This window comes from Microbacterium sp. B19(2022) (genome assembly GCF_012030385.1).
In the GTDB taxonomy this organism is placed as follows: domain Bacteria; phylum Actinomycetota; class Actinomycetes; order Actinomycetales; family Microbacteriaceae; genus Microbacterium; species Microbacterium oxydans_B.
Map to the genome: position 1 here is coordinate 1 of NZ_JAAUVO010000032.1, position 26,585 is coordinate 26,585.

A 26,585-nucleotide genomic window follows, 5' to 3' on the forward strand; every position below is an offset into this window, starting at 1 on the left:
GATGATGTCCATCCTTCGGGTGCGGGGCGGGTGTGTCGAGGGTCAGGCGTTCTCGTCGAATCGGCGCACGATCTGGGCGTACGCCTCGGGCGCCTTCGCGCGCATGATCGCGGCCTGCACAAGCCCGATCACCGGGGCGATGACCACGACTCCGACCAGGGTGATGCTGATCGGGCCCCAGGCGGGGTTCCCCTCGGCGTCGACGTCACTCACGAGCAGCGGGAAGTTGGCGGCGATGAGAACGGCGGAAACGGCGAGACCGACGAAGCCCAGAATCGGGGCGATCACGGTGTGCCATGGACTGCGCAGCACCCGGGTACGGGCGAAGTAGACCACGACCGAGAGGCACGTGACCGCCATCAGGATCACGATCGCGAGCGTCCCGATGCCGGCGAACCAGGAGAAGATGTTCTCCGGCGCGAAGCCGATCAGGGCGAGCACGATGATCGCGATGCCCGAGGTCGCCACCTGCACGATCGAGGCGACGTGCGGCGAACCGTGCTGCGCGTGCACCGTGCCGACGCGGTCGGGCAGCACCCGGGCGTTGGCCATGGCGTGGTGGTAACGGGTCAGCACGTTGTGCAGCGACAGCACCGCGGCGAACATGCTCCCGAGGAACAGCACGGCGACGGCGATCGAGCCGACCGGGCCGAGGTACTGCTCGGTGACACGGGTGATCAGCGTGGTCGGGTCGGCGGCCGCTTCCTCGATGATCGCTCCCTCGCCGACACCCACCACGACGGCCCAGGCGGCGAAGGCGTAGAAGACGCCGATCACGATCGCGGACGCGTAGGTCGCACGGGGGATCGTGCGCTCCGGCGTGCGCACCTCATCGCGGTAGACGACGGTCGACTCGAACCCGATGAAGCTCGCGATTGCGAACATCAGGCCGAGCGCGGGAGCACCGGAGAGGACATTCTGCAGCAGGAACGACCCGAAGGTCACACCCTCCGCGCCGCCGGTGACGAGGATGACGATCCCCAGCAGCACGACGATGCCGATCTCGGCGAGCAGCACGACCACGAGGACGCGGGAGCTGAGCTCGATCTGCCGATAGCCGAGCGCGCCGACGAGCGCCACGGAGGCGAGGGTGAGCAGCCACCACGGGATCTCGGGGCCACCGAGGAGGACGATGCTCGAGCTGATCGTCGCGCCCAGGTAGGAGAACACCGCGATCTGCACGGTCGTGTAGCAGACGAGCGCGAGGTAGGCGGTGGCGAGCCCGGGCGTGCGACCGAGCCCGTGGGTCGCGAACACGAAGAACGATCCTGCTTTGGGGAGGAAGCGGCTCATCGCTGTGAGGCCCACCGAGAACAGCAGCAGGATCACGGTGGCCACGAGGAACATGACCGGGAAGCCGATGCCGTTGCCCACGAGGAAGCCGATGGGCACGAGCCCGCCGACGACCGTGAGCGGGGCTGCGGCCGCGATCACCATAAAGGTGACGGACACCGCCCCGAGGTTCCCGCGGAGATTGCGCTCCTGGGGTGCTGCCGTGCTGCGCGACGTCGTTGTCGAAGCATCCATGTCGAAGCATCCTTTTGCCGATTGGACTAATGGTCTACTTTCTAGCCCATTAGATTCGTCGACGCAAGAGTCACCCTCGGAAAGGCCCAGGGCGGCCGGAGGGAGTGCAGGGTGCGGAGGCGACTAGCGGAGCAGGCCGAGGTAGGCGAGAGCCTGACGGATGAGGGTGCCTCGTCCGTTCTCCATCTCGGCGGCGACCGCATCCGACCCCGCGGCCTCCGGCGAGAACCAGGTGACCTCGAGGGCATCCTGACGCGGCTCGCACGTGCCGGTCACCGGCACGACGAACGCCAGCGACACGGCGTGCTGCCGGTCGTCGTGGAACGCACTCACACCGGGCATCGGGAAGTACTCGGCCACCGTGAACGGCAGCGGCTGCGGTGGCATGATCGGGAACGCCATCGGCCCGAGATCGTTCTCGACGTGCCGGAACAGGGCGTCGCGGATGGTCTCGCCGAAGCGCACGCGACCCGACACGATCGTGCGCGTCATCTCCCCCATCGGGGTGGAACGCAGGAGGATGCCGATCTCGATGACCTGCCCGGAGCCGTCGGTACGCACCGGGATCGCCTCGACGTAGAGCATCGGCAGTCGGCGCCGCGCCTCTTCGAGTTCGAACTCGCTCAGCCAGCCCGGGTTGCCGTCGGGCGCCGGCGGGTTCGAATCCGAGAACGCGCCGAGACCATCGTCTTCGGGCTCCGGATCGGGATCAGGTGTGCGGACCGACATGTGTCCTTTCTACCAGCCGTCTCTCCCGACCGACACCGCGTGCACGTCGGTCGTCCCTGGCAGGATGACGGTGTGAGCGAGAACCTGACGATCGACGACACCGCGACCCGCTGGTCGACCTCCGACCGCGGACGGATGCCGCTGCTGGTGCTGCTGCACGGCTACGGGGCGGATGAGCACGACCTGTTCGGGCTCGTCCCCTACCTCCCCGAGGGCATCGCCGTCGCATCCGTCGCCGCTCCCCTCGCACCGCCGTGGCCGATGCCGGGGCGGTCCTGGTACGCGATCGAGGGACTCGACGGACGCAGCCCCGAGGCGGTCACGGTCGCCGCCGAGGCGTTCCTGCGCTGGCTCGACGCCGCGGCAGAAGATGCTCCCTCGGTCGCACTGCTCGGCTTCTCGCAGGGCGCGGCGGTGTCGCTGCAGGCTCTCCGACTCGCACCGGAGCGCTTCGGCGCGGTCGCGGCGCTCAGCGGCTACGTGGCATCCGGCGAACTGCCGCACGATGAGGCACTGGCCGAGCTGCGGCCTCCGGTCTTCTGGGGGCGCGGCACGCACGACGACGTCATCCCGCCCGAGTTGGTGGATCACACCGCGCAGTGGCTGCCCGGGCACTCCGACCTGTCCGGCCGGGTCTACACGGGGCTCACGCACAGCATCTCCCAAGAAGAGCTGACCGACGTGCACCGCTTCCTCACGAAGTGGATCGACGGGATCGCGAAGAGCTGAGCCGGTCGGCGTTCGGTGGCGGCACCGCTGCGCACCCTCCGAGGAGCGCGGTGCCGCCGCCGAGACCGTTTCAGGCGCGGACGAGGACGGTCGCCTCGATCCCCCAGCCGAGCGGCTCCGCCCGCTCCCACGTCCATCCCGCCGCCGCGGCCAGTTCGCCGAGCCGCTCGGTGGAGCGGAACGGCGCACCGGTCATCGCGAAGCCGACGACCTGATGCTCCTCGGCGTCGGGGCTGAGCGCATCGGGCCTGCTCGACTCGAGCAGGATCAGGCGCGACGTGTGCGGGGCGAGCTCGTCGAGCAGCGCGACCGCTTCGGCATCGGTGCGATGAGCGAGGGCGAGAGCGGCCACCGCGACATCGACGAGTCGGCCGTCCCAGACGGTCGCGGACCCACCGGCATCTTCGACGATCGCGTCGCGCACCAGGCCGCTCTCGTGGAGCGCGATGTCGATGCCGCCCCGGCCCCCGTCCTCGAAGGCGCCGAGGACCGCAGGAGCACCCGGACCGACGATGAGCAGGTGGGCGACCTCGTCCCACATCGGGTTCGCAACGAAGCCGTCGAGCAGGTAGGCGAGTCGGCCGGCATCCTCCACGAGTGTCTCGACGTGCGCGGCATCCGTCTGCGCTTGCGCCGCGAGGGAGTCGCCGTACGCCCGTTGCCAGGGAGACACGCCCTCGCGCAGCGCGTGATCGAGATCGCGCAGCGCCAGCACGGCCTCCGCCTCCAGGCCGTCGAACTCCTCGCGGTGGTGCTCCTCGAGCAGCTCCTCCCCGAAGCGCCCGAGGGAGAGAGCGTCGACGTCGCCGGCGATCACCTCGGCCGACGTGAGGATGCCACGGAGCGCCTCGAGCGACCTCGGAGCCACCCCGAGCCTCGCGGCCAGCGTCGACAGCGGGAGCGGCCCGTCGGCGAGGGCATCCACCACACCCAGTCGGACGGCCGCTCTGACGACGAGCCACGGCACGGGAGACGCCGGCTCGACCACGGGTGGAATCTCCGGTGCCGAGGCGTCGTCCCCCATTGAGACCGTCTCCGCGTGCCAGTATCCGGTGATGTTCAGGCGGTCCTTCGCGAGCCCCCGCTCGCGCTGCAGGTAGCGTCGCACCGGCAGCAGCGCACGACTCTCCGCGGCGGCCCAGGCGTAGCCCTCGCCGTCGGCCGGAAGCGCGAGGTTCCGGACAGCCTCCTCCAACGCCGCCGCGTCGCCGCCGGGTGCCGTCACCCAGGTCACGGTGTCGCCGGGGCGCAGACTCAGCTCCTGGCGGGCGGCGTCGTCCTCGACCAGCAGCAGCACGTGCGCCGCCGCGTCGGTCGGACGCTCGTCGAGGAACCGACCGACCGCGGGCAGGCCGGTCTCGTCGGCGATCAGCGCGATCCAGTCGAGCTCCTCCGGCAGTCGCAGCGACGACTTCGGTCCGACGAAGCAGAGCTCGTCGCCGATCGCGGCCGCCTGCGCCCAGGATGCTGCCGGTCCGTCGCCGTGCAGCACGAAGTCGAGCGCCATCTCGCCGGCCTCGGCATCCACCCAGCGCGGCGTGTAGTCGCGGGCGAGCCGGTTCTCGGCGGCGGTCCATTCGATGCCGTGCGGGAGTTGGATCGGCAGCGCCGAATCGAGGTCGCCGTCTGCGGCGAAGATCAGCTTGATGTGGTCGTCGAATCCCGGGGCCGCGAAGGCCCGGTGGGTGTGCCCGTCGACGACGGTCTCCCCCAGGCCCTCTCCGCCGACGACGATGCGCCGCATCCGAGGAGTGATCTCCTCGATGCGGCGCACCGTCACGCGGCGCACGACCAGCGGATGCGAGGTGAATGCGCGCTGTGCCATCTCAGCCGAACAGCTCCTCGATGATGTCGAGCAGAGCCAGCGCCTCGTCGTAGTCGCCGCGGGCGACCCAGTACGGCAGCACGTAGGCGGCGTCGTTCTGGAACGCCGGGAGCGCGGCGAGGACCGGGTTCTCGGACAGCGTGTCGACGTCGCCGATGTCGGTGTTGAAGCCGGTGATGAAGACCGTGGGCTGCGTGATGACCTGGCCGACCTGCTCGGTCGACAGCTCGAACGAGTCGCCACCCGGGGTGTAGGGCTCGTAGTCGCCGTCGGCGAAGAGCGGCGCGGCCTCGATGCCGACGGCGTCGAACACCACCGGAAGGCCCATGTCCTCGCGGGCGACGTACACCGTGCCGTCGGGGAGGATCGAGAAGAACGCGGCCGGGGCGGCCGGCACCGTGATGTTCGCGGCGACCTCGTCCACGCGGTCCTCGTAGGCGGCGAGCGCCTCGTCGTACACTTCGCCCTTGCCGAAGACGTCCTCGGCAAGGAACGAGTACTGGTCCTGCCAGGTCGCCTTGTCGCCGCTCACCAGCACGGTGGGCGCGATGTCGCTGAGGTCGTCGTAGGCGTCGGTGGCGAGGAACAGCGGGAAGCCGATGCCACCGCCGACGATCAGGTCGGGCTCGAGTGCGAGGATCGCCTCGAGGTCGAAGCCGTCGCCGCTCCACGTGATGAACTCGGTGCCCTGCTTCTCGGCATCCTCTGCCCAGAAGTCGGAGTACGACGCCTCGTAGCCGAAGTCCTCCGAGGTCACTGCCGCGACCGGCACGTCGAGGTCGTAGAGGTAGCCGGCGAGTGCGTAGTTCAGCACCACGACCTTCTGCGGATCGGCGGGGACGGTGACGTCGCCCTGCTCGGTGGTGACGACGCGGGTCGTCGCCTCTTCGGACGCGCCGGCTCCCGACTCGGGGGCGGGATCGGCGGCGCACGACGCCAGGGCGAACAGGGCGACCACGGGGAGCGCGGCGAGAAGACGGACGGATCTGGACATGGAGAGACCTCGGGTTCGACGGGTGCAGGGACCGGCGGGCAGGCGGCGGACGGCGCTGCTCGGGTAAGGTAAGGCTATTCTCACTAACCGGTCGAATCGTGACGCATGCGACATCGACACGGACGGATGCGACATGTCTCGGAGGGGAACAGCGTGCGATCCACCGCTCTCGCCGGCACCGTCCCGGAGAACTCGATCCGCTTCCTCGGACACGACACCCACGAGCACGACGAGCCGCACGTCGTCTACGTCGTGACCGGCTCGGCCGTGCTGACCGTCGACGGCGTCGACATCCCGCTCGGCCGGCACGAGGCCGCGTGGCTGCAGCCGCACGTCCCGCACGCGGTCCGCGTCCGCGAGGGCGGGACGGTGCTGGGGCCGATCCTCGAGGACGCCGCAGCGCCCTCGACGCGCGTCCGTGTGCTCGGCGTCGTCCCCGCGCTCGTCGACGTCATGACCACCGCGCTCGTCGCAGCGCCCAGCACCGACGAGCAGATCCTGCCGTTCCGCCGGGCGATCGCCCGCGTGCTGGAGACCGTGTCGCGCCCCTACTTCCCGGTCGTGTACCCCGAGCATCCGGCCGCCAGACGCCTCGCGAAGGATGCTCTGCGCCTGCCGCTCCCCCTCGATGAACTGTCGGCGCGCCATCGGATGAGCGCGCGCCAGGTGCAGCGCATCTTCGTCACCGAGACGGGCTGGTCGTTCTCGCGCTGGCGGGGTCGGGCTCGCATGAACGCCGCCGTCGCGCACCTGGTCGGGGGCGGCGATCTGACCGCGGCAGCACGGCTCTCGGGCTTCCGCACGAGGGCGGGCCTCGTGAAGGCCCTCAGCCGAGAGACCGGGGTCCCCGCCGACCGCCTCACCACCGATGCCCGCGGCGCCCTCGCCGGCGCCTGAACCGCACGGCGCGACCGCCGGAAGCTGTTAGCGTTTCGGCGTTCAGAGGAGCCCCATGACCACCGCCACGCGCACCGCGCCGGCCACCGGAGCCGGCGTTCGGCAGACCCGCACTCGGCGCCGGGTGTTCGGACTCGGCGTCTCGCTGCTGCTCCTCGCCGCGCTGTGCGTGCTGAGCGTGGTCGCGGGATCGGCCGCACTGCCGCTCGACGTGGTCTGGCAGGCGTTCGTGGCCCCGGACGGATCGGTGAGCCAGGTCACGGTCACCAGCGCCCGCGTCGACCGCACGGTGCTCGGCCTCCTCGTGGGCGCCGCGCTCGGAGTCTCGGGGGCGCTCATCCAGGCTCTCACCCGGAACCCGCTCGCCGACCCCGGCATCCTCGGGGTGAACGCCGGGGCGGGCTTCGCGGTCACGCTCGCGGTGGCCTTCCTCGGGATCACCCGGATCGACCAGTACCTGCCGTTCGCGTTCGTCGGCGCCATCGCGGCATCCGCTCTCGTGTACCTCGCCGCCGGCGCCGGTCGTGGCGCGGGGTCCCCGGTGCGCCTGACCCTGGTCGGTGTGGCGTTCGCGGCCGTGCTCACCGGGTTCTCGCACACGCTCGCCCTCATCGACACGGAGACGTTCGACCGGATGCGCTTCTGGGGTGCGGGCACGCTCGCCGATCGCCCGAGCGGCACGATCGACGCGGTTCTCGTGCCCATCGCCGTCGGACTCCTGATCGCGGCGTTCTGCGTGCGTCCGCTGAACGCCCTCGCGCTCGGTGAAGACACCGCGCGGGCCGTCGGTGTGCGGCTCGGCGTCACACGGGTCGCGATCATCCTGGCCGTCGCGCTCCTGTGCGGTGCGGCGACGGCGGCCGTCGGACCCCTGGTGTTCGTCGGACTGGTCGTCCCCCACGCCGTGCGCTGGATCACCGGACCCGACTGGATCTGGATCACGCTGTACTCCGCCGTGCTCGCACCCGCCCTGGTACTCGGCGCCGACATCCTCGGCCGGATCCTCGTGATCCCCGCCGAGCTGCAGGTCGGCGTGATGCTGCCGCTGATCGGCGCGCCCGTGCTCATCGCGCTCGTCCGCGGCGGGAAGGCGAAGGCCCTGTGAGCGTGACCCTCGTCCTGCGCGCCGGCCCGCTCTCGGTGCGCACCACCCGCCGGATGCTGCTGGTCTGCGCGGCTCTCACCGCCCTCGCCCTCGGCCTCGCGGTCTGGGCGATGACGCTCGGCAGCTACGGAGTCAGCGCCGGTGAGGTGATCGGCGCCTTCCTCGGACAGTCCGAAGGTGCGGTGCGCAAGGTCGTCATCGAGTGGCGGGCGCCCCGGGTGGTCGCGGCGCTGCTGTTCGGCGCGGCGCTGGGCATCTCGGGCAGCATCTTCCAGTCCCTCACCCGCAACCCCCTGGGCAGCCCGGATGTGATCGGCTTCAGCACCGGCTCGTACTCGGGCGTGATCCTGATGATGCTGACCGGCGCGACCGGCTATGCCGCCTACGCCGCCGGGGCGCTGGTCGGCGGCGTGCTGACCGCGACGATCGTCTACCTGCTGGCGTTCCGCCGCGGCATGCAGGGGTTCCGACTCATCATCGTCGGCATCGCGATGGGCGCGCTCCTGCAGTCCCTGAACACATGGTTCAGCACCAGGGTCGACGTCGACCTCGCGCTGCGTGCGGCCGTCTGGGGCGCGGGATCCCTCGCGGCGGTCGACTGGACCACTCTCGGATTCGCCGCGATCGCGATCGCCGCGGTGCTGCTGTGCGCCCCGGCCGCTCAGCGCCGGATGCGGCGGCTCGAGCTGGGCGACGACGCCGCGGCCATGCTCGGCATCCCGCTGGAACGCACTCGCGGCATGCTCATGCTGCTCGGCGTCGCCGCGATCGCCGCGGTGACCGCCGCTGCCGGGCCGATCGCGTTCGTGGCCCTGGCCGCCCCGCAGATCGGGCAGCGGCTGACCGGGCGCGGCACCTCGGTCGACCTCGTCGGGGCCGCGCTGACCGGGTCGCTGCTGCTGCTCGTCGCGGACGTGATCGCCCAGCATGCGATCCCCGACGTGACCCTGCCGACCGGCGCGGTGACGATCTGCATCGGCGGCCTCTATCTGCTCGTGCTGCTCATGCGCGAGAGCAGGCGCTTCACCGGAGGAGGACGACGATGACACGACTCGCGACCGAGGACCTGCGCGTCGGCTACGGCGGACGCGGGGTGCTCGACGGACTCGATGTGCGGATCCCCGACGGCGAGCTCACCGTGATCGTCGGGCCGAACGCCTGCGGCAAGTCCACGCTGCTGCGCGCACTCGCCCGACTGCTCCCCACCACCGGAGGCCGCGTACTCCTGGACGGCGGCGACATCACCCGCCTGTCGACCAAGGAGGTGGCGCGGCGGATGGGGCTGCTGCCGCAGAGCCCGCTCGCCCCCGAGGGCATCACGGTCGCCGACCTCGTCGGACGCGGCCGCTACCCGCATCAGAGCGTGCTCTCGAGTTGGTCGGCCGAAGACGAGCGGGCGGTCGCGGAGGCCATGGCGGCGACGAACGTGACCGACCTCGCCGAGCGCAACGTCGACGAGCTCTCCGGCGGACAGCGCCAGCGCGCCTGGATCGCGATGGCGCTCGCCCAGGAGACCCCGATCCTGCTGCTGGACGAGCCGACGACGTTCCTCGACATCGGGCATCAGATCGAGGTGCTCGAACTCGTCACCCGGCTGCACCAGGAGGGGCGGACGGTCGTCGTGGTGCTGCACGACATCAATCAGGCCGCCCGCTACGCCTCGCACCTGATCGCGATGAAGGATGGGCGCATCGTCGCCGAGGGCGCACCGCGCGACATCGTCGATGCACGGCTGCTCACCGAGCTGTTCGACCTGAAGGCGCGCGTGATCGCCGACCCGGACACCGGCTCTCCCGTCGTGCTGCCCGGTCGCTGAGCCCCGCGCCCGGCCGCGACACGCCCGGGGTTGCGAAACGCCGACACGCCCGGGTATCGTCGGGGAGTCCTGTCCGCCGTGTCTGGAAGTCCTTTGATCTGATCCGTCGCCTCCGCGCTCCTCTTTCCGCGCGCTGAACCGACGATCGCCGACTCCACGGCAGACCCTCCCCTCCGCATCCGTGACGCGTTCACGCCCGGCCGGGGCTCGGTGTCAGTGCACCCTCGCACTCGACAGGAGACACTCATGTCACAACCCACCACTCTTCACGCGTCGGTCATCCTCGACCGGCTCACCTTCACCTGGCCCGACGGGTCGGTCGCGCTCGACGGCGTGTCCGGTGCCTTCGGGTCCGGACGCACCGGCCTCGTCGGACGCAACGGCGCCGGCAAATCGACGCTGCTGCGCCTGATGGCCGGCGAACTCGAACCGACGTCGGGCGTCGTCACGGCGTCCGGCGAGGTCGCGTACCTCCCGCAGCAGCTGACCCTCGACGTCGACCGCCGCGTCGCCGAGCTCCTCGGCGTGTCCGAGGCGCTCGACGCCGTGCGGGCGATCAGCGCCGGCGACGTCGACCCCGCCCACTTCGACGCGGTCGGCGACGACTGGGACATCGAGGCGCGGGCCGAGGCGTCGCTCGCCGAAGCCGGCCTCGCGCCGGAGTTCCTCGACCGCCGCGTCGGCGAGCTCTCCGGAGGGGAGGCCGTGCTCGTGGCGATCGCCGGCATCCGCCTGCGTCGCGCGCCGATCACGCTCCTCGACGAGCCGACCAACAACCTCGACCGCGACGCCAGGGCGAAGCTCGCGGCGATGGTGCGCGCGTGGAAGGGCACGCTCATCGTCGTCAGTCATGACCTGTCGCTGCTGGAGCTGATGGACGACACCGCCGAGCTCTATGCCCAGACGCTGAGCGTGTTCGGCGGTCCGTACTCCGAGTGGCGTACCTGGCTGGACGCCGAGCAGGATGCCGCGAAGCAGGCCGAGGTCACCGCCGCACAGGTGCTCCGCAAGGAGAAGCGCCAGCGGATCGAGGCCGAGGTCAAACTCGCGCACCGCGCCCGCACGGCGAAGAAGGCCGAGATCGAGAAGCGGGTCCCGAAGATCATCGCGCACGGCCGCAAGATGGCGGCCGAGGTGTCGGCGGGCCGGCTCCGCACCGAGGTCGGCGCCAAGGAGGAGGCCGCACACAACGCTCGCGAGGAGGCCGGGCGCCGCGTGCGCTCGGACTCGTCGATGAAGATCGAGCTGCCCGATCCGCAGGTGTCCCGGAGCCGCCGGATCGCGACGATCGGAGACGAGGAGCGAGCCTGGGTGATCCAGGGTCCGGAGCGTGTGGCCCTGATCGGCCGGAACGGCGCCGGCAAGACGACGCTGCTGGAGCGGTTGGTCGCGGGTGGTGTTCACAACTCCTCAGAAACGACGGCCGACGGCCCGGAACAGGGCTCTTCGGCCGATTCAGCCGAAGAATTGAGGAGTAATGAACGGCCGACCCTGCACATCGAGGCCCACACCGACCTGATCGGCTACCTGCCGCAGCGGGTCGACGGCCTCGACGAGGAGCGGTCGGTGTTCGAGAACATCGCGGCCGCGGCGCCCCAGGTTCCCGAGAAGGAGCTGCGCAACCGGCTCGCCCGGTTCCTGATCCGCGGCGCGACGGCGGAGCGCCCGGTGTCCGCCCTCTCCGGCGGCGAGCGCTTCCGGGTGGCGCTGGCGAAGCTGCTGCTCGCCGATCCCGCACCGCACCTCGTGGTGCTCGACGAGCCGACCAACAACCTCGACGTCGACACGGTCGATCAACTGGTCGAGGCGCTGCGCTCCTATCGGGGAGCGGTGCTCGTCGTCAGCCATGACGACGCGTTCCTGCGCCGACTCGACCTCGATCTGACGCTCGAGATCGACGGCGAGAGGGCTCTGCAGGAGGTCTCGCTGGGGTCATGACCGGGGCGATCGGTGCCGGGCCGGGATCCGTCCCGGCCCGGCCCCTCACACCAGCCCGGCCTCGTAGGCGAGGATCACGGCCTGCACCCGGTCGCGGAGGTCGAGCTTCTGAAGGATGCGTCCGACATGGGTCTTCACGGTCGACTCCGAGACGAAGAGGCTCTCACCGATCTCGGTGTTGTTGAAGCCCTTCGCGATCGCGAGGAACACCTCCCGCTCACGCTCGGTCAGCACGTCCAACCTCGGATCGACCGTCTCGGTCTGCCGCGGCAGGCGGGTGGCGAACAGGTCGAGCATCGCTCGGGTGACCCGCGGGGAGACCAGGGCGTCACCCGCCGCGATCGAACGGATGGCGGCGAGCAGCTGCGCGGGAGGCGTGTTCTTCAGCAGGAATCCGCTCGCCCCCGCCCGGAGGCTCCCGAACGCGTACTCGTCGAGGTCGAACGTCGTCAGCACCAGGACGCGGCTCGACGGCGTCCCACGGACGATGCGTCTGGTCGCCTCGATGCCGTCCATCTCCGGCATCCGGATGTCCATCAGGATCACATCGGGCCGCAGATCTTCCGCCATGTGCACGGCTTCCGCGCCGGACGCCGCCTCACCGACCACGCGCATGTCATCCTCGGCGTCGAGCACCATCCGCATCCCGCGACGGATCAATTCGTGGTCGTCGACGAGGAGCACGCGAATCTGCTCTTCACTCATGAGTTCTCCTCCTGTTCGGGGATCTCCACCCGTACTCGCCAGCCGCCGCCGGATACGGGGCCCGCTTCCACCGTTCCCCCCGCGAGGCGGGCGCGTTCGCGGATGCCGACGAGGCCGCGTCCCGACCCGACCGACGCCGCCGGTGGCCCCTGCCGCCCGTCGTCGGTGATCTCGATGACGAACAGGTCGGCGCGGAAGTCGAGGTTCACGAGAACCTCCCGCGGTTCCTTCGCGTAGCGGAGGGCGTTCGTGAGGGCTTCCTGCACGATGCGGTGGATCGTGTTCTGCAGGGCAGGCGACGATGGCACGGCCCCTTCCATCCGCACCGTCACCGGCAGCCCGGCGGCGCGGAACGTCTCGACGAGCGATGCGAGCTCGCTGAGGCCGGGGTTCGGCCGCAGCGGACTCTGCTCCTCGCCGTCGCCGCCGTCGTCACCGAGAGCACCGAGCAGCTGCCGCATCTCGACGAGCGACTGTCGACCGACCTCGCCGATCTCTTGGATGGCGCCGCGAGACCGCTGCGGATCCTTCTCGGCCAGGGCGCTCGCGCCGTCGGCGAGCGACACCATGACCGAGACGCTGTGCGCGACGACATCGTGGATCTCGCGGGTGATCCGGGCGCGCTCCGCCAGCGTCGCGATACGCGCCTGCTGGTCGCGTTCGCGCGCGAGCTGGTTGGCGCGGTCGAGGATCGCCCCGATGTATCGGCGTCGATCACCCACGGTCACCCCGAGGAGCGCCGCGATCAGCATCACGACGAGGAACAGCAGACTCCCCGGGACGGAGGTGAAGGCGCTCTCCGGTGCGCCGCGACGCACCCAGTCCAGCGCCGGGAAGACGAGGACGCCGACCAGCACCGTCACTCCGAACGCGATCCATCCGCTGCGGTTCGACCGGTAGACGAAGAGGGCGTAGAGCGCGAGGCCGAGTCCGAACGGCTCCGCCGGGGTGTCCGACACGAAGGCGACGACCGCGACGACGGCGAACACCGCGAACGTGAGCCAGGGCCGCTGGCGGCGCAGGAGCAGTCCGGCGGCGGCGATCACACCGAGCACGAGCGGGACGATGATCGACGCGTCCGGCGCCCAGACTCCCGACGCCAGCGGGGTGACCAGCGCCAGGAAGGTGCTGAGGAGGAGATAGAGGGAGGCGAGCAGCCCGTCGAAGAGCCAGGGATGCCGGCTCCAGAACCGCCGCACCACCCCGGGAGGCCGCGGCAGATTCATCGCGCGGAGCTCGCCATCGGCGGGTGCTGACTCTCGCATGGGACGACTCTACGCACCGCACCCGTCGCGTTCCGTCAGCCGGCGACGGCGACGAGCGCTCCCGTGGCGGGGCGACGCACGGCGGTCCGGTCGACGGCGCGCCCCCGCGGCACCGGCTCCCACGTCTGCCTGCGCACCGCACGCGGTCGCTGCGAGACGGCCGTCTCGAAGCCGAGGATCGCGAGCCACCCCATCCCGATCGTCGTCGCGACGAGTTCGAGCATGCTGCCGATGTCGGTGCGGAACTGCAGGAGCGAGAGGATGCCGCCGGCCGCGGCGATCACCGCGGTCGAGATGCCCGCGCCCAGCGAGAGGATCCGCAGCATCGGGCGGTCTTTGACGAACGACACCTGCAGCATCGCGAACGCGGCGAGCGCGAAAGCGAGCACGGCGACCGTCGTGTGGACGAGATCCTGCCAGGTGAACGTGGGGCCGACCGGCAGGGGGCATCCGGTCGTGCACGGCACCTGGGAGGCGACGAGGAACAGCGACGAGGCGATCGCCACCGAGAGCGACGGCGACCCGACGCTCAGCCACGGCGCCGACGAACGCAGTCCGCGCGCGGCCCAGGCGACCGAGAACCCGCCGGCGACGAGCAGGAGCAGTGCGAGCTCGAACCACCCGGCCGTCGGCTCGCCGGCAGCCCCGAGCCCGCTCACGTAGAGCACCCGATCGATGCTCAGCCGGGCGATCCAGATGATCGTCAGGGCGACGGCGACGAGGACGCTTCCGGCGATCGCGACGAGAGCGCGGAGGGCGGTTCGGGCAGGGGCGGAGGCGGTCTGTTCGGTGGGCATAAGGAGACGGTATGAGCGGAGGCATCCGCGTCGCGTCGGCCCGAAGTGCCCACTCCGGAGGGGCGTCGTACCTCAGTACGACGCCCCTCGCCAGCTCTCCTCACGCCCCTTTCGCCCCGATGTCCCCGGCCTCGACGAAGATGGAGGGATGAGCGACGTGCTCGAACGCTTCACCCCCGCCACACAGGACTGGTTCCGGGGTGCTTTCCCCGCGCCCACTCCCGCCCAGGCGGGTGCGTGGGACGCGATTTCCGCGGGCAAGCACGCGCTGGTGGTGGCGCCGACCGGTTCGGGCAAGACGCTGTCGGCGTTCCTCTGGGCGATCGACAGCGTGTTCCGCGAGCGCATGACCGAGACCGCCCCGCCGGCCAAGGGCGAGCCGCGCACCCGCATCCTCTACATCTCTCCGCTGAAGGCCCTCGGCGTCGACGTCGAGCGCAACCTGCGGTCCCCGCTGATCGGCATCGGACAGTCGGCCCGGCGGCTCGGAGTGCCCGCCCCCGCGGTGACGGTCGGCGTGCGCTCGGGCGACACGACGTCGAGCGACCGCCGCAAGCTGGTCTCCGATCCGCCCGACATCCTCATCACGACGCCCGAGTCGCTGTATCTCATGCTCACGAGCCGCGCGGGCGAGACTCTGCGCGGGGTGCACACCGTGATCATCGACGAGGTGCACGCGGTCGCCGCCACCAAGCGCGGAGCGCACCTCGCCGTGAGCCTGGAGCGCCTCGACGCGCTGCGCCGACTCAACGGCATCGAGACCCCGGCGCAGCGGATCGGCCTCTCGGCCACGGTCCGCCCCATCGACGAGGTTGCGCGGTTCCTCGGCGGCTCGGCCCCGGTCGAGATCGTCGCACCGCCGGCATCGAAGACCTTCGAACTCGGGGTGGTCGTCCCGATGGACGACATGACGAACCCGCCCCCGCCGCCCGGGGTTCCGGGGGAAGCAGCGGATGCCGAGTACAGCGAGGTCACCGGGTCGGTCTGGCCACACGTCGAAGAGGCGATCGTCGACCGCATCCTGCAGAACAACTCCACGATCGTGTTCGCCAACTCCCGTCGGCTCGCCGAGCGCCTCACCGGCCGTCTGAACGAGATCTACTCCGAGCGGATCGGGGTCGAGCTTCCGGCCGCGACGGTGCCTGCCGCGATGATGGCGCAGGCCGGGGCGACCGCGGGCGCCGATCCCGTGCTCGCCAAGGCGCACCACGGCTCGGTGTCGAAAGAGCAGCGCGCCCAGGTCGAAGAAGAACTCAAGTCGGGCGTGCTGCGCTGTGTCGTGGCGACGAGCAGTCTCGAACTCGGCATCGACATGGGCGCGGTCGACCTGGTGATCCAGGTCGAGGCCCCGCCGTCTGCGGCCTCCGGGCTGCAGCGCGTCGGCCGCGCCGGGCACCAGGTGGGCGAGATCAGCCGTGCCGCCCTCTTCCCGAAGCACCGCGGCGACGTGCTGCACACCGCGATCGTCACCGAACGGATGCTGGCGGGCAAGATCGAGGCGATCCAGGTGCCGCGCAATCCGCTCGACATCCTCGCGCAGCAGACGGTCGCCGCGAGCGCCCTCGGTGCCATCAGCGTCGAGGAGTGGTTCGAGACGGTCCGTCGTTCCGCGCCGTTCCAGTCGCTCCCCCGCTCGGCCTACGAGGCGACGCTCGACCTGCTGGCCGGACGCTTCCCCTCCGACGAGTTCGCCGAGCTGCGGCCGCGGCTCGTGTGGGACCGCGACGCGGGCACGCTCACCGGGCGGCCCGGAGCGCAGCGCATCGCCGTGACCAGCGGTGGCACCATTCCCGACCGCGGCCTGTTCGGGGTGTTCGTGGCCGGCGAGACGACCGGCGCGCGCGTGGGCGAGCTCGACGAGGAGATGGTCTACGAGTCGCGCGTGGGCGACGTGTTCACGCTCGGCACCACCAGCTGGCGCATCGCCGAGATCACCCATGACCGTGTCAACGTGATCCCCGCCTACGGCCAACCCGGCAAGGTGCCGTTCTGGCACGGCGACGGCATCGGTCGCCCCTTCGAGCTCGGCGAGGCGCTCGGAGCGTTCTCCCGGGAGGTGTCGGCGGCGACCCCCGAGAAGGCGGCGCAGCGACTGATCGACGCCGGGCTCGACGAACAGGCGCGGGCAAACCTCATGGCGCACCTGACCGAGCAGCGCGAGGCGACGGGCACCCTCCCCACCGACCGGACGCTCACCGTGGAGCGCGGCCGCGATGAGGTCGGCGACTGGCGGGTCATCCTGCATTCCCCGTACGGCATGAAGGTGCACGCCCCGTGGGCGCTGGCCATCAACGCACGGGTGCGCGAGCGCCTGGGGGTCGAAGGGTCGGCGGTCGCGAGCGACGACGGCATCATCGTGCGCATCCCCGATGCCGAGGCCGAGCCGCCCGGAGCCGAGCTGTTCGTGTTCGAGCCCGACGAGCTGGAGCACCTGGTCACCGAGGAGGTGGGCGGCTCCGCGCTGTTCGCCTCGCGGTTCCGCGAGTGCGCGGCCAGGGCGCTGCTCATGCCCCGCATGAACCCGAACAAGCGCACGCCGCTCTGGCAGCAGCGCCAGCGGTCGGCGCAGCTGCTCGAGGTGGCGCGGCGGCATCCGACCTTCCCGGTGATCCTCGAGACGCTGCGCGAGGTGCTGCAAGACGTCTACGACCTGCCGTCGCTGCGCAAGCTCGCGACCTCCATCGCCGATCGCCGGATCCGCCTCGTCGAGACCGAGCCCGGCCAGCCCTCGCCGTATGCCCGCGACCTGCTTTTCGGCTACGTGGGCGCCTTCATGTACGAGGGCGACTCGCCGCTCGCCGAGCGTCGGGCCGCCGCGCTCTCGGTCGACCCCGCGCTTCTGGGCGAGCTGCTGGGAACCGTCGAGCTGCGCGAGCTGCTCGACCCCGAGGTGATCGCCCAGTTCGAGCGAGAGGCGCAGCGACTCGATCCGGACCGCCGCGCCCGCGGGCTCGAAGGCGTCGCCGACCTGCTGCGGATGCTCGGACCGCTCGACGCGGAAGAGGTCGCGGCTCGCCTCGACCCCGCGAGTGTGCTCGAAGCAGAGGCCGAGTTCGTCGACACCGAGACTGCCGCCGCACTGCTGAACGACCTGATCACCGCCCGGCGCGCGATTCCGGTGACGATCGGCGGCGTGAGCCGGGTGGCCGCGATCGAAGACGCGGGCCGACTGCGCGATGCGCTCGGGGTCGCTCTCCCGACGGGCATCCCGGTGGCGTTCCTCGAACCGCTGGCCGACCCGCTCGGAGACCTCGTCGCCCGGCATGCCCGCACGCACGGACCCTTCACGACGGATGCCGTCGCCACCCGGTTCGGGCTCGGCGCCGCGGTCGCCCGCCACACCCTGCAGCGGCTGGAGAACGCCGGCCGTCTCACGAGCGGCTACTTCCTGCCCGAGGCCGCCGGCAGCGGCGACGCGATCGAGTGGTGCGACAGCGAGGTGCTGCGACGCCTGCGGATGCGCTCGCTCGCTGCCATCCGCGGCTCGGTGGAGCCGGTCTCCCCCGAGGCGTATGCGCGCTTCCTGCCCGACTGGCAGCACGTGGGTCGACCGCTGGAGGGCGTCGACGGCGTGCTGAACGTGATCGAGCAGTTCGCCGGTGTGCCGATCCCCGCGAGTGCGTGGGAATCTCTGGTCCTGCCGTCGCGGGTGCGCGACTACACCCCCGCCATGCTCGACGAGCTCACGGCAGCGGGTGAGGTCATCTGGTCGGGCCACGGCACGCTCCCGGGGCGCGACGGCTGGGTGTCGCTGCATCCGGTCGACCTCGCGCCGTTCACGCTGCCGGAGCGCGACGCCGAGATCGCTTCCGACTCGTTGGAGTCGCGCATCCTCATCGCGCTCGACGTCGGCGGCGCGTACTTCGCGGCGCAGCTGAAAGATATGGCCGCGGCTGAGAACGAGCAGTCCGTGCTCGAGGCGCTGTGGTCGCTGACCTGGTCGGGCTACGTGACGAACGACACGTTCGGCCCCATCCGCTCGCTCCTCGCCGGCGGTTCGCAGGCGCACAAGGTCAAGCGCCGGGCTCCCCGCGCTCGGACGTATCGCGGGGTGTCCTTCACCGGTTCCCCTGCGCCTCGGCCGACGTCGATCGGCGGGCGCTGGTCCCTGCTGCCGGCGCTCGAGACGGATGCCGCCCGCCGCGCCACCGTCACCGCGGGCCTCCTGCTCGACCGCTACGGCGTCGTCACGCGCGGCGCCGTGCAGGCCGAGGGCGTTCCCGGCGGGTTCGCTCAGGCGTACCGGGTGCTCGCCGGGTTCGAAGAGGCGGGCCACTGCCGTCGCGGCTACGTGATCGAGAAGCTCGGGGCCGCGCAGTTCGCCGCCTCCGGCACGGTCGACCGGCTGCGCACCTACGCCGGGCTCGCCGATCCGCCGCCGCGCAAGGCCGTGACCCTCGCGGCCACCGACCCCGCCAACCCCTATGGCGCGGCCCTCGGCTGGCCCAAGCTCGACGGGGTCTCGCATCGCCCGGGCCGCAAAGCGGGCGGCCTGGTCGTGCTGGTCGACGGCGTCCTCGTGCTCTCCCTCGAACGCGGCGGCCGCACCGTGCTGTCGTTCAGTGATGACGGCGAAGTGCTCCGCGCCGCCGCATCCGATCTCGCGGCCACCGCACGCGCCCGCCGACTCGACACCCTGACCGTCGAGAAGATCAACGGCGAAGGCGTTTACGGCACCGACCTCGCACTCGCTCTGCAGGAGGCGGGCTTCGTGGCCACCCCGCGGGGCTACACCCTCCGCAAGGTCGTCTGATCCATCCAGAGTGGTACCATAAGTGGTACCAGAAGGGATGCACATGGCCATCACCACGAGCGAAGCGCGCCGCGACCTCTTCGGCCTGATCGAGCGCGTCAACCTCGATCATTCCGAGATCGAGATCGTCTCCCGCCGAGGCGCCGCCGTCCTCATGTCGAAGTCCGAGTACGACTCCCTGATCGAGACCAGCCACCTTCTGCGCTCCCCCGCGAATGCCAACCGGCTGCTTGGCGCTCTCGCCGCCGCACAGGCGGGCGACGTCGCAGAACATCCACTCGACGAGGCATGACCTCGCGAGTGCTGGTTTGGACGCCGCAGGGGTGGGAGGACTACGTCCATTGGCAGACCGAGGATCGCCGGACTCTCAAGCGGATCAACCTCCTTCTGACCGATCTCCTGCGCGACGACCCCTTCGAGGGGATCGGCAAGCTGGAACCGCTCAAGCACGCTCTTGCCGGAGCCTGGTCTCGGCGCATCGACGAGACGAACCGACTGGTCTACACAGCCAACGACCATCAGGTCATCATCCTGCAGGCGCGCTACCACTACTGACACACCTACGCTGGAAGCCATGATCCGAGAGTTCGCCGCCGGCATCCGCACCCTGCTGCGGGGATTCGGCCTGTGGCGCACCCGCCCCGGTCTCATGGCGCTGGGCCTGATCCCGGCGATCATCGCCGTCATCGTGCTCGCCGCCCTGCTCGTGCCGCTGGTGATCGGTATGCCGTCGCTGTCCACGTGGCTCACCCCGTTCGCCGACGGATGGATCGAGCCGTGGCGCGGTCTGCTGCGCACCGCGGTGAGCCTCGTCGTCGTCGCTGCCGCTCTGGCTCTCGCGAGCGTGGTCTTCAGCGCACTGACCCTGACCATCGGCGACCCGTTCTACCAGCGCATCTGGCACGCGGTCGAGGTCGACCTCGGCTCACCCCCGCCCGCCGACGGCGGCAGCTTCTGGACCACGCTCGGCGAGGGGCTGCGACTGGTCCTCCTCGGCATCCTCATCGCCATCTCCGTCCTGCTGATCGGCCTCGTCCCCGGCATCGGCGGCTTCCTGGGCGCCGTCGCCGGCGTCGTCTTGACCGGCCGGCTGCTGGCGCGCGAGCTCACCGGCCGCGCCTTCGACGCGCGCGACCTCAGCCCCGCCGATCGTGCCGCGCTCTTCTCGGGCAGCCGCGCACGAGTGCTCGGCTTCGGCGTCGCCACGCAGCTCTGCTTCCTGATCCCCGGTGGGGCCGTCGCGATCATGCCGGCCGCCGTCGCCGGCAGCACGATGCTCGCGCGCGACCTGCTCGCGCGCACCGGCACCTCGGCGCCATCGGCGTCCGGAGCGGCGATGACACCTCCGCCGCCTGCACCGAACGCCGTATCGTCGCCGCTTCCGCCGCCCCCGCATCTCGGGGCGGGATCCGGAGCCTCCTGATGCCCGAGGGCGATACCGTCTTCCGCACCGCGCGACGCCTCGACGAGGCCATCGCCGGCGCGGAGGTCACCCGCTTCGACCTCCGCGTCCCTCGCTTCGCGACGCTCGACCTGACCGGGCAGCCCGTGCACGGCGTCGTTCCCCGCGGCAAGCATCTGCTCATGCGCATCGGCGACAGCACCCTGCATTCGCATCTGCGCATGGACGGCGCGTGGTTCGTGTACCGGCCCGGGGAGAAGTGGCGGCATCCGGCCTTCAAGGTACGTGCGATCGTCGGCACCGCCGAGCGTGATGCCGTCGGGGTCGACATCGCCGAGATCGAGGTCGTGCCCACTCGTGACGAGGACCAGCTCGTCGGCTATCTGGGTCCCGATCCGCTCGCGGACGACTGGGATGCGGCTGAGGCCCTCCGACGACTCGGAGCCGACACCCGCAGCATCCATGTCGCCCTCCTCGATCAGCGCAACGTCGCAGGGTTCGGCAACGAGTACGCGGCAGAACTCCTGTTCCTGCGCGGAATCCTGCCGACGCGACCGACACCCGAGGTGGATGTCGCCGCCCTCCTCGACCTCGGAGTGCGCACCATCCGCGCCAACCGCGATCGCCGCAACCGCACCTTCACGGGCATCGATCGCCCGGGCCAGGGCACCTGGGTCTACGGCCGCGCCGGACGCCCGTGCCGCCGCTGCGGAACCCTCATCCGGCGCGGCGAGCAGGGCGCCGACCCGACCCGCGAGCGCGTCACGTTCTGGTGCCCGGTCTGCCAGCGCTGACAGCGCCGTCGCCGTGCCACAGACGCCTCGAACGAGTCGATCACTCGCTGCGGTGCCCGTGCACCGGCCGGGCATTCGCCGGCGGGGTCCCGACCTCCTGAACGGAGTGACCGCTGCATGCGACGTTCGTCATGCGGGCCTGCTCGATTCGTGACACGACGAACCACCGCATCGCGTCGCGCAGCAGGCACCAGCCAACCAGGTACCACCGGCCGTTCGTGGAGGCGAACATGACGGGCTCGATCTCACGCGCGGTCGTGACACCGGCGAGGGAGGTGTAGCGGATCCGGATCGTCCGCTGCTCGGCCATCGCCTCCTCGAGCACCGACCGGACGGCGCGGGAGGAAGGGGGCGATCCATCGACCCACACTCGACGCCCCAGGTCGGCGGCCCTCTCCCGTGTGCGGGGATCGAGCACGTCCATGATCTTCTGCACCCCGGCCGATGCCAGGTCGGCGTAGGGGGCATCGCGCGCCGCCGAGACAGCTGCGAGGAGCGCCACGGCCTGGGCCGGCGACAGGCTGATGGGCGGCAGGGACGCACTCGACGCCAACCCGTAGCCACCACCGGGTCCCGGGCGCGACCACACCGCCGCACCGCTGCTCGCCAGCGCGGCGAGGTCGCGCTTCACGGTTCGGACGGACACCTCGAACTCGGCGGCGAGCCGATCCGCGGAGCATCCTCGCGTGCCGTTGCGGCGCAGCATCTCGGTCAGGGCATGGAGCCGCTCGGCCCGCTTCACCGCCGGCACCTCGTTGAATTCATGACAGAAATAGTGCCATACACCTGTCCGGAGGCGGTGCCAGCATCGAGTTATGACGACAGAAACACAGAATCCGACCATCATCCTGATCGCGGGTCACTGGCTCGGCGCATGGGCCTGGGACGAGGTGCAGGAAGGCCTGAAGACTCACGGCCACAACGCCATCGCGATGACGCTCCCCGGCCTCGACCCGCACGATCCCGAGCGATCGTCCCGGACCCTCGACGATCAGGCCGCGGCGATCGAAGAGGCCATGGCACGCGCAGGAGCCTCGGCAGAGCGGCCCGTGGTGCTCGTGGGCCACAGCGGGGCCAACGCCCCGCTCAGCATCGTCCTCGACCGGCATCCGGAGCTCATCCGTCGGATCATCTGGGTCGACTCCGGACCCGTCGCACCGGGAAGCGCCTCCGCCCCGGAGTTCCCCGAAACGGTGGCGGAGCTGCCGTTGCCGCCCTTCGAGGCCCTCGGAGAGCAGGCCAGCCTCGAGGGCCTGAGCGCCGAGATGCTCGAGCGCTTCCGTGCCCGAGCCGTCCCCGAGCCCGGGCCGGTGCTCCGGCAGCCCGTGGAACTCACGAACGATGCGCGCCGCCGAGTCCCCACCACCCTCGTCTGCTGCTCCATCCCCAGCGCGCAGCTTCTGGAACTCGCCCGCGCGGGGCATCCCATGTTCGCCGAGGTCGACGCCCTCGATGACCTCGAGGTCATCGATCTCCCGACCGGACACTGGCCGATGTGGAGCCGCCCTGCGGATCTCGCGAAGATGATCGGTTCCGCGGCGGCCTCCTGATGCGTGCAACTGCGCCACACTGAAGGCCTCATCGGGTTTCACCAGAACGCCATGATCGTCGAAGGAGTTGTCTAGTCCGGGGGGATCGACTTCGCGTGCTTCGCTCGATCTGCTTCTTTTCGTACTTGACGTGCAGTGAGCCAGCGGGTGGCGAAGCCGAGCATGATGACGCCTGTGATCGCGGCGGGCCATGTGAGGGGTGCGGGTACATATTGCAGGCACAGCATGAACGCGACGGGCATGCTCACAAGGCCGGCGATGAAGATGGCGGGTGGGGAGTTGGTGCTCATCCTCGGCGGAACGCCGCTGTTCTGAGCAGATCCCTCCGGCGGCTGCTGTTCAGCATTGGATGAGTCCACCGACGGACCTCTCTCTTCGTTGCTAGACCCCGCCCGATAACATGCTACCCGTTAGGCGACAGACGTGATTGGCGGGGGACTCACCCCTGCGCTCCCCACATCCATCCGCGGGAATGAATCCGCCCCTGCCGTGGTTGTTGATATATCCGGAGAACTCCGGAGCACGGGAGGAATCGTGGGTAAGAACTACGTCGACATCGAGAACGACCAGGGCGCGACGCTGCGGTACCGCAAGCACGCGAACGGTCGAGGTCTCGTCGCGCATGGCGCGAAGGTGCATCCGAAGGCGCACATCGAGGCGGGTGCCTATATCGAACCGGGCGCGCGAATCGGCGCCGGGGCGACCATCGCCCGCGGCGCCTGGATCGACGAAGACGCCGTGGTCGGTGAGGGAGCTTTCGTCGATGCGCACGCGCACATCGGTCAGGGAGCCGCGATCGGCGACCACGCGTACGTGGGTGTCCGCACCGACGTCGGCGCGGGAGCGCGCATCGTCCGCGGCGCCAGGATCGGCGACGACGAGACGGTCGCCGCCGGACTCACCATCGCGACGGACCAGAAGGGCCTCTGGCTCGCAGCCTGACGCCCCGCGCTCGACCTGAGCGTGTCACGCGTCGCGTAGCCTGACTACAGCAGTCGCCGCTCCGACGCCCAGGCGGTGAGTTCGTGCCGCGATGAGAGTTGCAGCTTACGCAGCACGGATGACACGTGGGTCTCGACCGTCTTGATCGAGATGAACAGCTCGGAGGCGACCTCTTTGTAGGCGTAGCCGCGCGCGATCAGTCGCATGACCTCCTGCTCGCGCGCCGAGAGTCGGTCGAGCTCATCGGTCGCGGTCGCGGTCTCTCCCGCGACGGCCCCGAACGCGTCGAGCACGAAGCCGGCGAGCCGCGGTGAGAACACCGCATCGCCGTCGGCCACGGCGTGCACGGCCTTGCTGACCTCGATGCCGGAGGATCCCTTGGTGATGTAGCCGCGCGCACCGGCACGGATCACCCGCACGACATCGGCCGCCGCATCCGACACGCTCAGCGCGAGGAATCGCGCGGTGGTCGGCGCCGAGCCGCGGATCACGGCTTCTCCCCCGGTCGCGTCGTCGCCGGGGCCGCCCGGCAGATGCACGTCGAGCAGCACCACATCGGGCTGCGTCGCGCCGATCACCGCGATGGCGGACGGCACGTCGTTCGCCTCTCCCACCACGTCGACGCTGGCATCGAGATCGGCACGCAGACCGGAGCGGAAGATCGAGTGGTCGTCGACGATCACGACGCGGATGCTGTCAGCCACGGTTCTCCTCCCGGGTGGGCGCGGGGCGCGCGCCGGTCCGCTCCTGGTGCACGCCCGACGTGATGCTCAGATGCACCTCGGTGCCGTTCTCGTCGCTGCGGACACCGCCCGAGCCGCCGGCACGACGCATCCGACCGATGATCGACTCCCGCACGCCGAGGCGGTCGCTCGGCACATCGTCGAGCGAGAACCCGGCACCACGGTCGCGGATGAACACGTCGACGCCCGTCGTGCTGCCCTCGATATACACCGAGATCTCGCCGCCCGCGTGCCGGGCCGCGTTCAGGATCGCCTCTCTGGCCGCGGCCGCGAGCTCCCCACTCGCGCGCTCGGCGGAGAGGCCGGCCGACACCACGTCGATGCGCACCGGGTAGTCGAGTTCGAGCGCTCCGGCATAGTCACGCAGATCCGTCGGCAGGTCGCTGTCGGCCGGGGCGTCGCCGTCGTACAGCCACGCCCGCAGCTCGCGCTCCTGCGCCCTGGCGAGACGCGCGGCCTCACTGGAGGCACCGGCCCTGTTCTGGATCAACGCGAGCGTCTGCAGCACGGAGTCGTGCAGGTGCGCGGCCATCTGGCTGCGCTGCTCCTCGCGAATGCGGCGGACCCGCTCACCGGAGAGTTCGCGCCACCGCGGGATCAGGGCCGACGAGACCACGGCGGCGAGCCCGGCGAGCGGGAGGAGCACGAGCGCCACCCCCGACCGAGCGATGGGCCAGGAGAGCAGCACCGTGAACAGCAGCGCCAGCAGCAGGATCGCGACGACCCGCACCGTCATCGTGTGCCGTGGCCCTCGGGCCGTGTCCGTCCGGTCGATGAGGGTGGCCCACAGCCCGGCGCCGGTCGCGAACGCCGCCGCGCCGCCCACCACGACCGCGGCGAGGTCCGGCGGGATCGACCCGCTCAGCCAGTCGCTGCCCCCGCGCCAGACCAGGACGACGAGCATCCCCACGCCGGCAGGAGCGAGCAGCAGCCAGGCCACCGGCATCCGCCTCGTCGGTGCACTCTCGCCCTCGGCCCACGGCATGAAGACCCAGCACCAGGCGTAGAGCAGGATGCCGGCGCCACCGCACAGTGTCAGCGCGATGAACAGCGCCCGCACCAGCCCCACGCGCACACCGAGGTGACGGGCGATACCGGCGCTCACGCCGGCCACCAGACAGTCGCGGTCGCGGGTCAGCGGCGGGCGCGGCGGTGCAGCGACGCGCGGGGGTCGCGCAGAAGCGTGCGCCGAAGAGGACATGTGGCAATCCAATCATCCGCGTGCCCGCTCCGGGTCCTCCCCGGCCCAGAATCAGGGGTCGCTCAGGGGTTCCCCCCATGGCAGGGAGCAGACGGATGCCGCCAGGATCGAAGCATGACGATTCCGACTGCGCCACCGCCCCCCGCCGATCACGTCGCTCCGGCCACCGGCACACCGGGCACCGGCATCCCTCGCGGAGCCGAGCGCTTCCTCCTCTGGGTCGCCGGACTCGGCGTCGCCCGGTCCGAGGGATGGCTCGGCGGTGTCTCGGCGGGCATCGCCGCCCGCCTGCGCATCGATCCCCTGATCGTCCGCGGCGTCCTCGTGGTCGCGGCCCTCTTCGGCCTGCCGGTCATCTTCCTGTACGCCGCAGCCTGGGCGCTGCTGCCGGATGTCGACGGCCGCGTGCACGTCCGCGATCTGCTCCGCCGCGACTACCAGCCGGTGCAGTGGGGCATCCTCGCGATGGCAGTCATCGGCCTGTTCCCGACCGCTCCCCTCGCCGGCCGTCTCTTCGGCCTCGGCTACGACGGCTGGTCAGCCCTCTCTCTCACGAGCTGGATCATCGGCCTCATCCTCGTGGCCGTCCTGCTCATCCTGATCGTGCGTGCTGCGAGCCGCACCCCGGGTGCTTCCACGCCGGATCTGCCGATGGCTTCCGCAGATCAGGCGGCCCCGGCCGCGTCCGTCGCCCTCGGTGGTTCGGGTACCGCCGAGGGGACGGACGCCACTCTCCCCTACGGCGCTGACGCTGCGGCGGATGCGGACACCGTGGTCGGGGACACGCCTGCCCCGGCCGAGATCGCCGATGCCCCGCTCCTCGACCCGACTACGACCGCGGCGATTCCGCCCGCACCTCCCGCACCCCTTCCC

General features: G+C 70.8%; 24 protein-coding genes. 14 read left to right on the forward strand and 10 right to left on the reverse strand.

Translation table 11 applies throughout. The features are described 5' to 3' along the window. Positions 1 to 42: 42 nt before the first annotated feature. Together HCX50_RS19035 and HCX50_RS19040 are read right to left on the reverse strand one after the other, a co-directional pair. Positions 43 to 1,527, reverse strand: a complete 1,485-nt coding sequence (locus tag HCX50_RS19035; RefSeq protein WP_091029325.1) for an APC family permease — start codon at positions 1,525 to 1,527, stop codon at positions 43 to 45. A 123-nt stretch (positions 1,528 to 1,650) separates the two neighbouring features. Then, positions 1,651 to 2,256, reverse strand: a complete 606-nt coding sequence (locus HCX50_RS19040) for an NUDIX hydrolase family protein (RefSeq protein WP_091029320.1) — start codon at positions 2,254 to 2,256, stop codon at positions 1,651 to 1,653. Positions 2,257 to 2,328: 72 nt separating this feature from the next. Here HCX50_RS19040 and HCX50_RS19045 point away from each other — a divergent pair, with 72 nt between their 5' ends. Further along, the gene (locus tag HCX50_RS19045) at positions 2,329 to 2,985 is read left to right on the forward strand and encodes an alpha/beta hydrolase (RefSeq protein ID WP_308162148.1); all 657 of its coding nucleotides are present in this window, start codon (positions 2,329 to 2,331) and stop codon (positions 2,983 to 2,985) included. A 70-nt stretch (positions 2,986 to 3,055) separates the two neighbouring features. Here HCX50_RS19045 and HCX50_RS19050 read toward each other — a convergent pair whose 3' ends face one another. Together HCX50_RS19050 and HCX50_RS19055 are read right to left on the reverse strand one after the other, a co-directional pair. Beyond that, on the reverse strand, positions 3,056 to 4,810 hold the full coding sequence (locus HCX50_RS19050) for a siderophore-interacting protein (RefSeq protein ID WP_167635390.1): 1,755 nt from the start codon (positions 4,808 to 4,810) through the stop codon (positions 3,056 to 3,058). 1 nt (position 4,811) lies between these two features. After that, positions 4,812 to 5,804 (reverse strand): ABC transporter substrate-binding protein, encoded by a 993-nt coding sequence (locus HCX50_RS19055; RefSeq protein ID WP_167635391.1) that lies wholly within the window; start codon positions 5,802 to 5,804, stop codon positions 4,812 to 4,814. 153 nt (positions 5,805 to 5,957) lie between these two features. Here HCX50_RS19055 and HCX50_RS19060 point away from each other — a divergent pair, with 153 nt between their 5' ends. From HCX50_RS19060 to HCX50_RS19080, 5 genes are all read left to right on the forward strand, one after another. After that, positions 5,958 to 6,701 (forward strand): helix-turn-helix domain-containing protein, encoded by a 744-nt coding sequence (locus tag HCX50_RS19060; protein WP_205829417.1) that lies wholly within the window; start codon positions 5,958 to 5,960, stop codon positions 6,699 to 6,701. A 55-nt stretch (positions 6,702 to 6,756) separates the two neighbouring features. Then, positions 6,757 to 7,806 carry an iron chelate uptake ABC transporter family permease subunit gene (locus HCX50_RS19065; protein WP_167635393.1) on the forward strand — a complete coding sequence of 350 codons (1,050 nt, stop codon included), beginning with the start codon at positions 6,757 to 6,759 and terminating at the stop codon, positions 7,804 to 7,806. Further along, complete coding sequence (locus HCX50_RS19070) at positions 7,803 to 8,852, forward strand: iron chelate uptake ABC transporter family permease subunit (RefSeq protein ID WP_167635394.1); 1,050 nt, start codon at positions 7,803 to 7,805, stop codon at positions 8,850 to 8,852. The genes HCX50_RS19065 and HCX50_RS19070 overlap by 4 nt, the downstream gene beginning before the upstream one ends. Beyond that, positions 8,849 to 9,622, forward strand: coding sequence for an ABC transporter ATP-binding protein (locus HCX50_RS19075; RefSeq protein WP_167635395.1), 774 nt, complete (start codon positions 8,849 to 8,851; stop codon positions 9,620 to 9,622). Before HCX50_RS19070 ends, HCX50_RS19075 begins: the two co-directional genes overlap by 4 nt. Positions 9,623 to 9,868: 246 nt before the next feature. After that, on the forward strand, positions 9,869 to 11,560 hold the full coding sequence (locus HCX50_RS19080) for an ABC-F family ATP-binding cassette domain-containing protein (RefSeq protein WP_167635396.1): 1,692 nt from the start codon (positions 9,869 to 9,871) through the stop codon (positions 11,558 to 11,560). A 45-nt stretch (positions 11,561 to 11,605) separates the two neighbouring features. On the opposite strand, the gene HCX50_RS19085 is transcribed toward HCX50_RS19080, so the two are convergent. The 3 genes from HCX50_RS19085 to HCX50_RS19095 are packed head-to-tail and all read right to left on the reverse strand — an operon-like array spanning position 11,606 to position 14,327. Continuing rightward, positions 11,606 to 12,265 carry a response regulator gene (locus HCX50_RS19085; RefSeq protein WP_091029291.1) on the reverse strand — a complete coding sequence of 220 codons (660 nt, stop codon included), beginning with the start codon at positions 12,263 to 12,265 and terminating at the stop codon, positions 11,606 to 11,608. Further along, positions 12,262 to 13,530 carry a sensor histidine kinase gene (locus HCX50_RS19090; RefSeq protein ID WP_167635397.1) on the reverse strand — a complete coding sequence of 423 codons (1,269 nt, stop codon included), beginning with the start codon at positions 13,528 to 13,530 and terminating at the stop codon, positions 12,262 to 12,264. The genes HCX50_RS19085 and HCX50_RS19090 overlap by 4 nt, the downstream gene beginning before the upstream one ends. Positions 13,531 to 13,565: 35 nt before the next feature. Further along, on the reverse strand, positions 13,566 to 14,327 hold the full coding sequence (locus HCX50_RS19095) for a DUF998 domain-containing protein (RefSeq protein WP_205829418.1): 762 nt from the start codon (positions 14,325 to 14,327) through the stop codon (positions 13,566 to 13,568). 148 nt (positions 14,328 to 14,475) lie between these two features. Between HCX50_RS19095 and HCX50_RS19100 the strand changes: the two genes are divergently transcribed. Genes HCX50_RS19100 through HCX50_RS19120 form a run of 5 tightly spaced genes read left to right on the forward strand, consistent with a single transcriptional unit; the run spans position 14,476 to position 21,276 of the window. Further along, positions 14,476 to 19,080: an ATP-dependent helicase gene (locus HCX50_RS19100; protein WP_167635398.1), complete on the forward strand. Its 4,605-nt coding sequence runs from the start codon at positions 14,476 to 14,478 to the stop codon at positions 19,078 to 19,080. A 43-nt stretch (positions 19,081 to 19,123) separates the two neighbouring features. Then, positions 19,124 to 19,372, forward strand: coding sequence for a type II toxin-antitoxin system Phd/YefM family antitoxin (locus HCX50_RS19105; protein WP_167635399.1), 249 nt, complete (start codon positions 19,124 to 19,126; stop codon positions 19,370 to 19,372). Next, on the forward strand, positions 19,369 to 19,635 hold the full coding sequence (locus HCX50_RS19110; RefSeq protein ID WP_091029277.1) for a Txe/YoeB family addiction module toxin: 267 nt from the start codon (positions 19,369 to 19,371) through the stop codon (positions 19,633 to 19,635). The genes HCX50_RS19105 and HCX50_RS19110 overlap by 4 nt, the downstream gene beginning before the upstream one ends. A 19-nt stretch (positions 19,636 to 19,654) precedes the next feature. Then, a complete protein-coding gene (locus HCX50_RS19115; protein WP_091029273.1) occupies positions 19,655 to 20,503 on the forward strand; it encodes an EI24 domain-containing protein in 849 nt (282 codons plus the stop codon). Continuing rightward, a complete protein-coding gene (locus HCX50_RS19120) occupies positions 20,503 to 21,276 on the forward strand; it encodes a DNA-formamidopyrimidine glycosylase family protein (RefSeq protein ID WP_091029270.1) in 774 nt (257 codons plus the stop codon). The genes HCX50_RS19115 and HCX50_RS19120 overlap by 1 nt, the downstream gene beginning before the upstream one ends. Before the next feature lie 40 nt (positions 21,277 to 21,316). On the opposite strand, the gene HCX50_RS19125 is transcribed toward HCX50_RS19120, so the two are convergent. Continuing rightward, positions 21,317 to 22,018: a WYL domain-containing protein gene (locus tag HCX50_RS19125; RefSeq protein ID WP_167635400.1), complete on the reverse strand. Its 702-nt coding sequence runs from the start codon at positions 22,016 to 22,018 to the stop codon at positions 21,317 to 21,319. 73 nt (positions 22,019 to 22,091) lie between these two features. Between HCX50_RS19125 and HCX50_RS19130 the strand changes: the two genes are divergently transcribed. Both HCX50_RS19130 and HCX50_RS19135 read left to right on the forward strand, forming a co-directional pair. Beyond that, the gene (locus tag HCX50_RS19130; protein WP_167635401.1) at positions 22,092 to 22,826 is read left to right on the forward strand and encodes an alpha/beta fold hydrolase; all 735 of its coding nucleotides are present in this window, start codon (positions 22,092 to 22,094) and stop codon (positions 22,824 to 22,826) included. 534 nt (positions 22,827 to 23,360) lie between these two features. Beyond that, positions 23,361 to 23,768: a DapH/DapD/GlmU-related protein gene (locus tag HCX50_RS19135; protein ID WP_091029257.1), complete on the forward strand. Its 408-nt coding sequence runs from the start codon at positions 23,361 to 23,363 to the stop codon at positions 23,766 to 23,768. A gap of 44 nt (positions 23,769 to 23,812) precedes the next feature. Here the strand turns inward: HCX50_RS19135 and HCX50_RS19140 are convergent, their stop codons facing one another. Both HCX50_RS19140 and HCX50_RS19145 read right to left on the reverse strand, forming a co-directional pair. Then, the gene (locus HCX50_RS19140; RefSeq protein WP_167635402.1) at positions 23,813 to 24,472 is read right to left on the reverse strand and encodes a LuxR C-terminal-related transcriptional regulator; all 660 of its coding nucleotides are present in this window, start codon (positions 24,470 to 24,472) and stop codon (positions 23,813 to 23,815) included. Continuing rightward, entirely contained in the window at positions 24,465 to 25,712 is a 1,248-nt protein-coding gene (locus tag HCX50_RS19145; RefSeq protein ID WP_167635403.1) for an ATP-binding protein, read from the reverse strand. The genes HCX50_RS19140 and HCX50_RS19145 overlap by 8 nt, the downstream gene beginning before the upstream one ends. Positions 25,713 to 25,826: 114 nt before the next feature. Here HCX50_RS19145 and HCX50_RS19150 point away from each other — a divergent pair. Then, positions 25,827 to 26,585, forward strand: a 759-nt coding sequence (locus tag HCX50_RS19150; protein WP_167635404.1) for a PspC domain-containing protein, incomplete at its 3' end; no start/stop codon positions are given.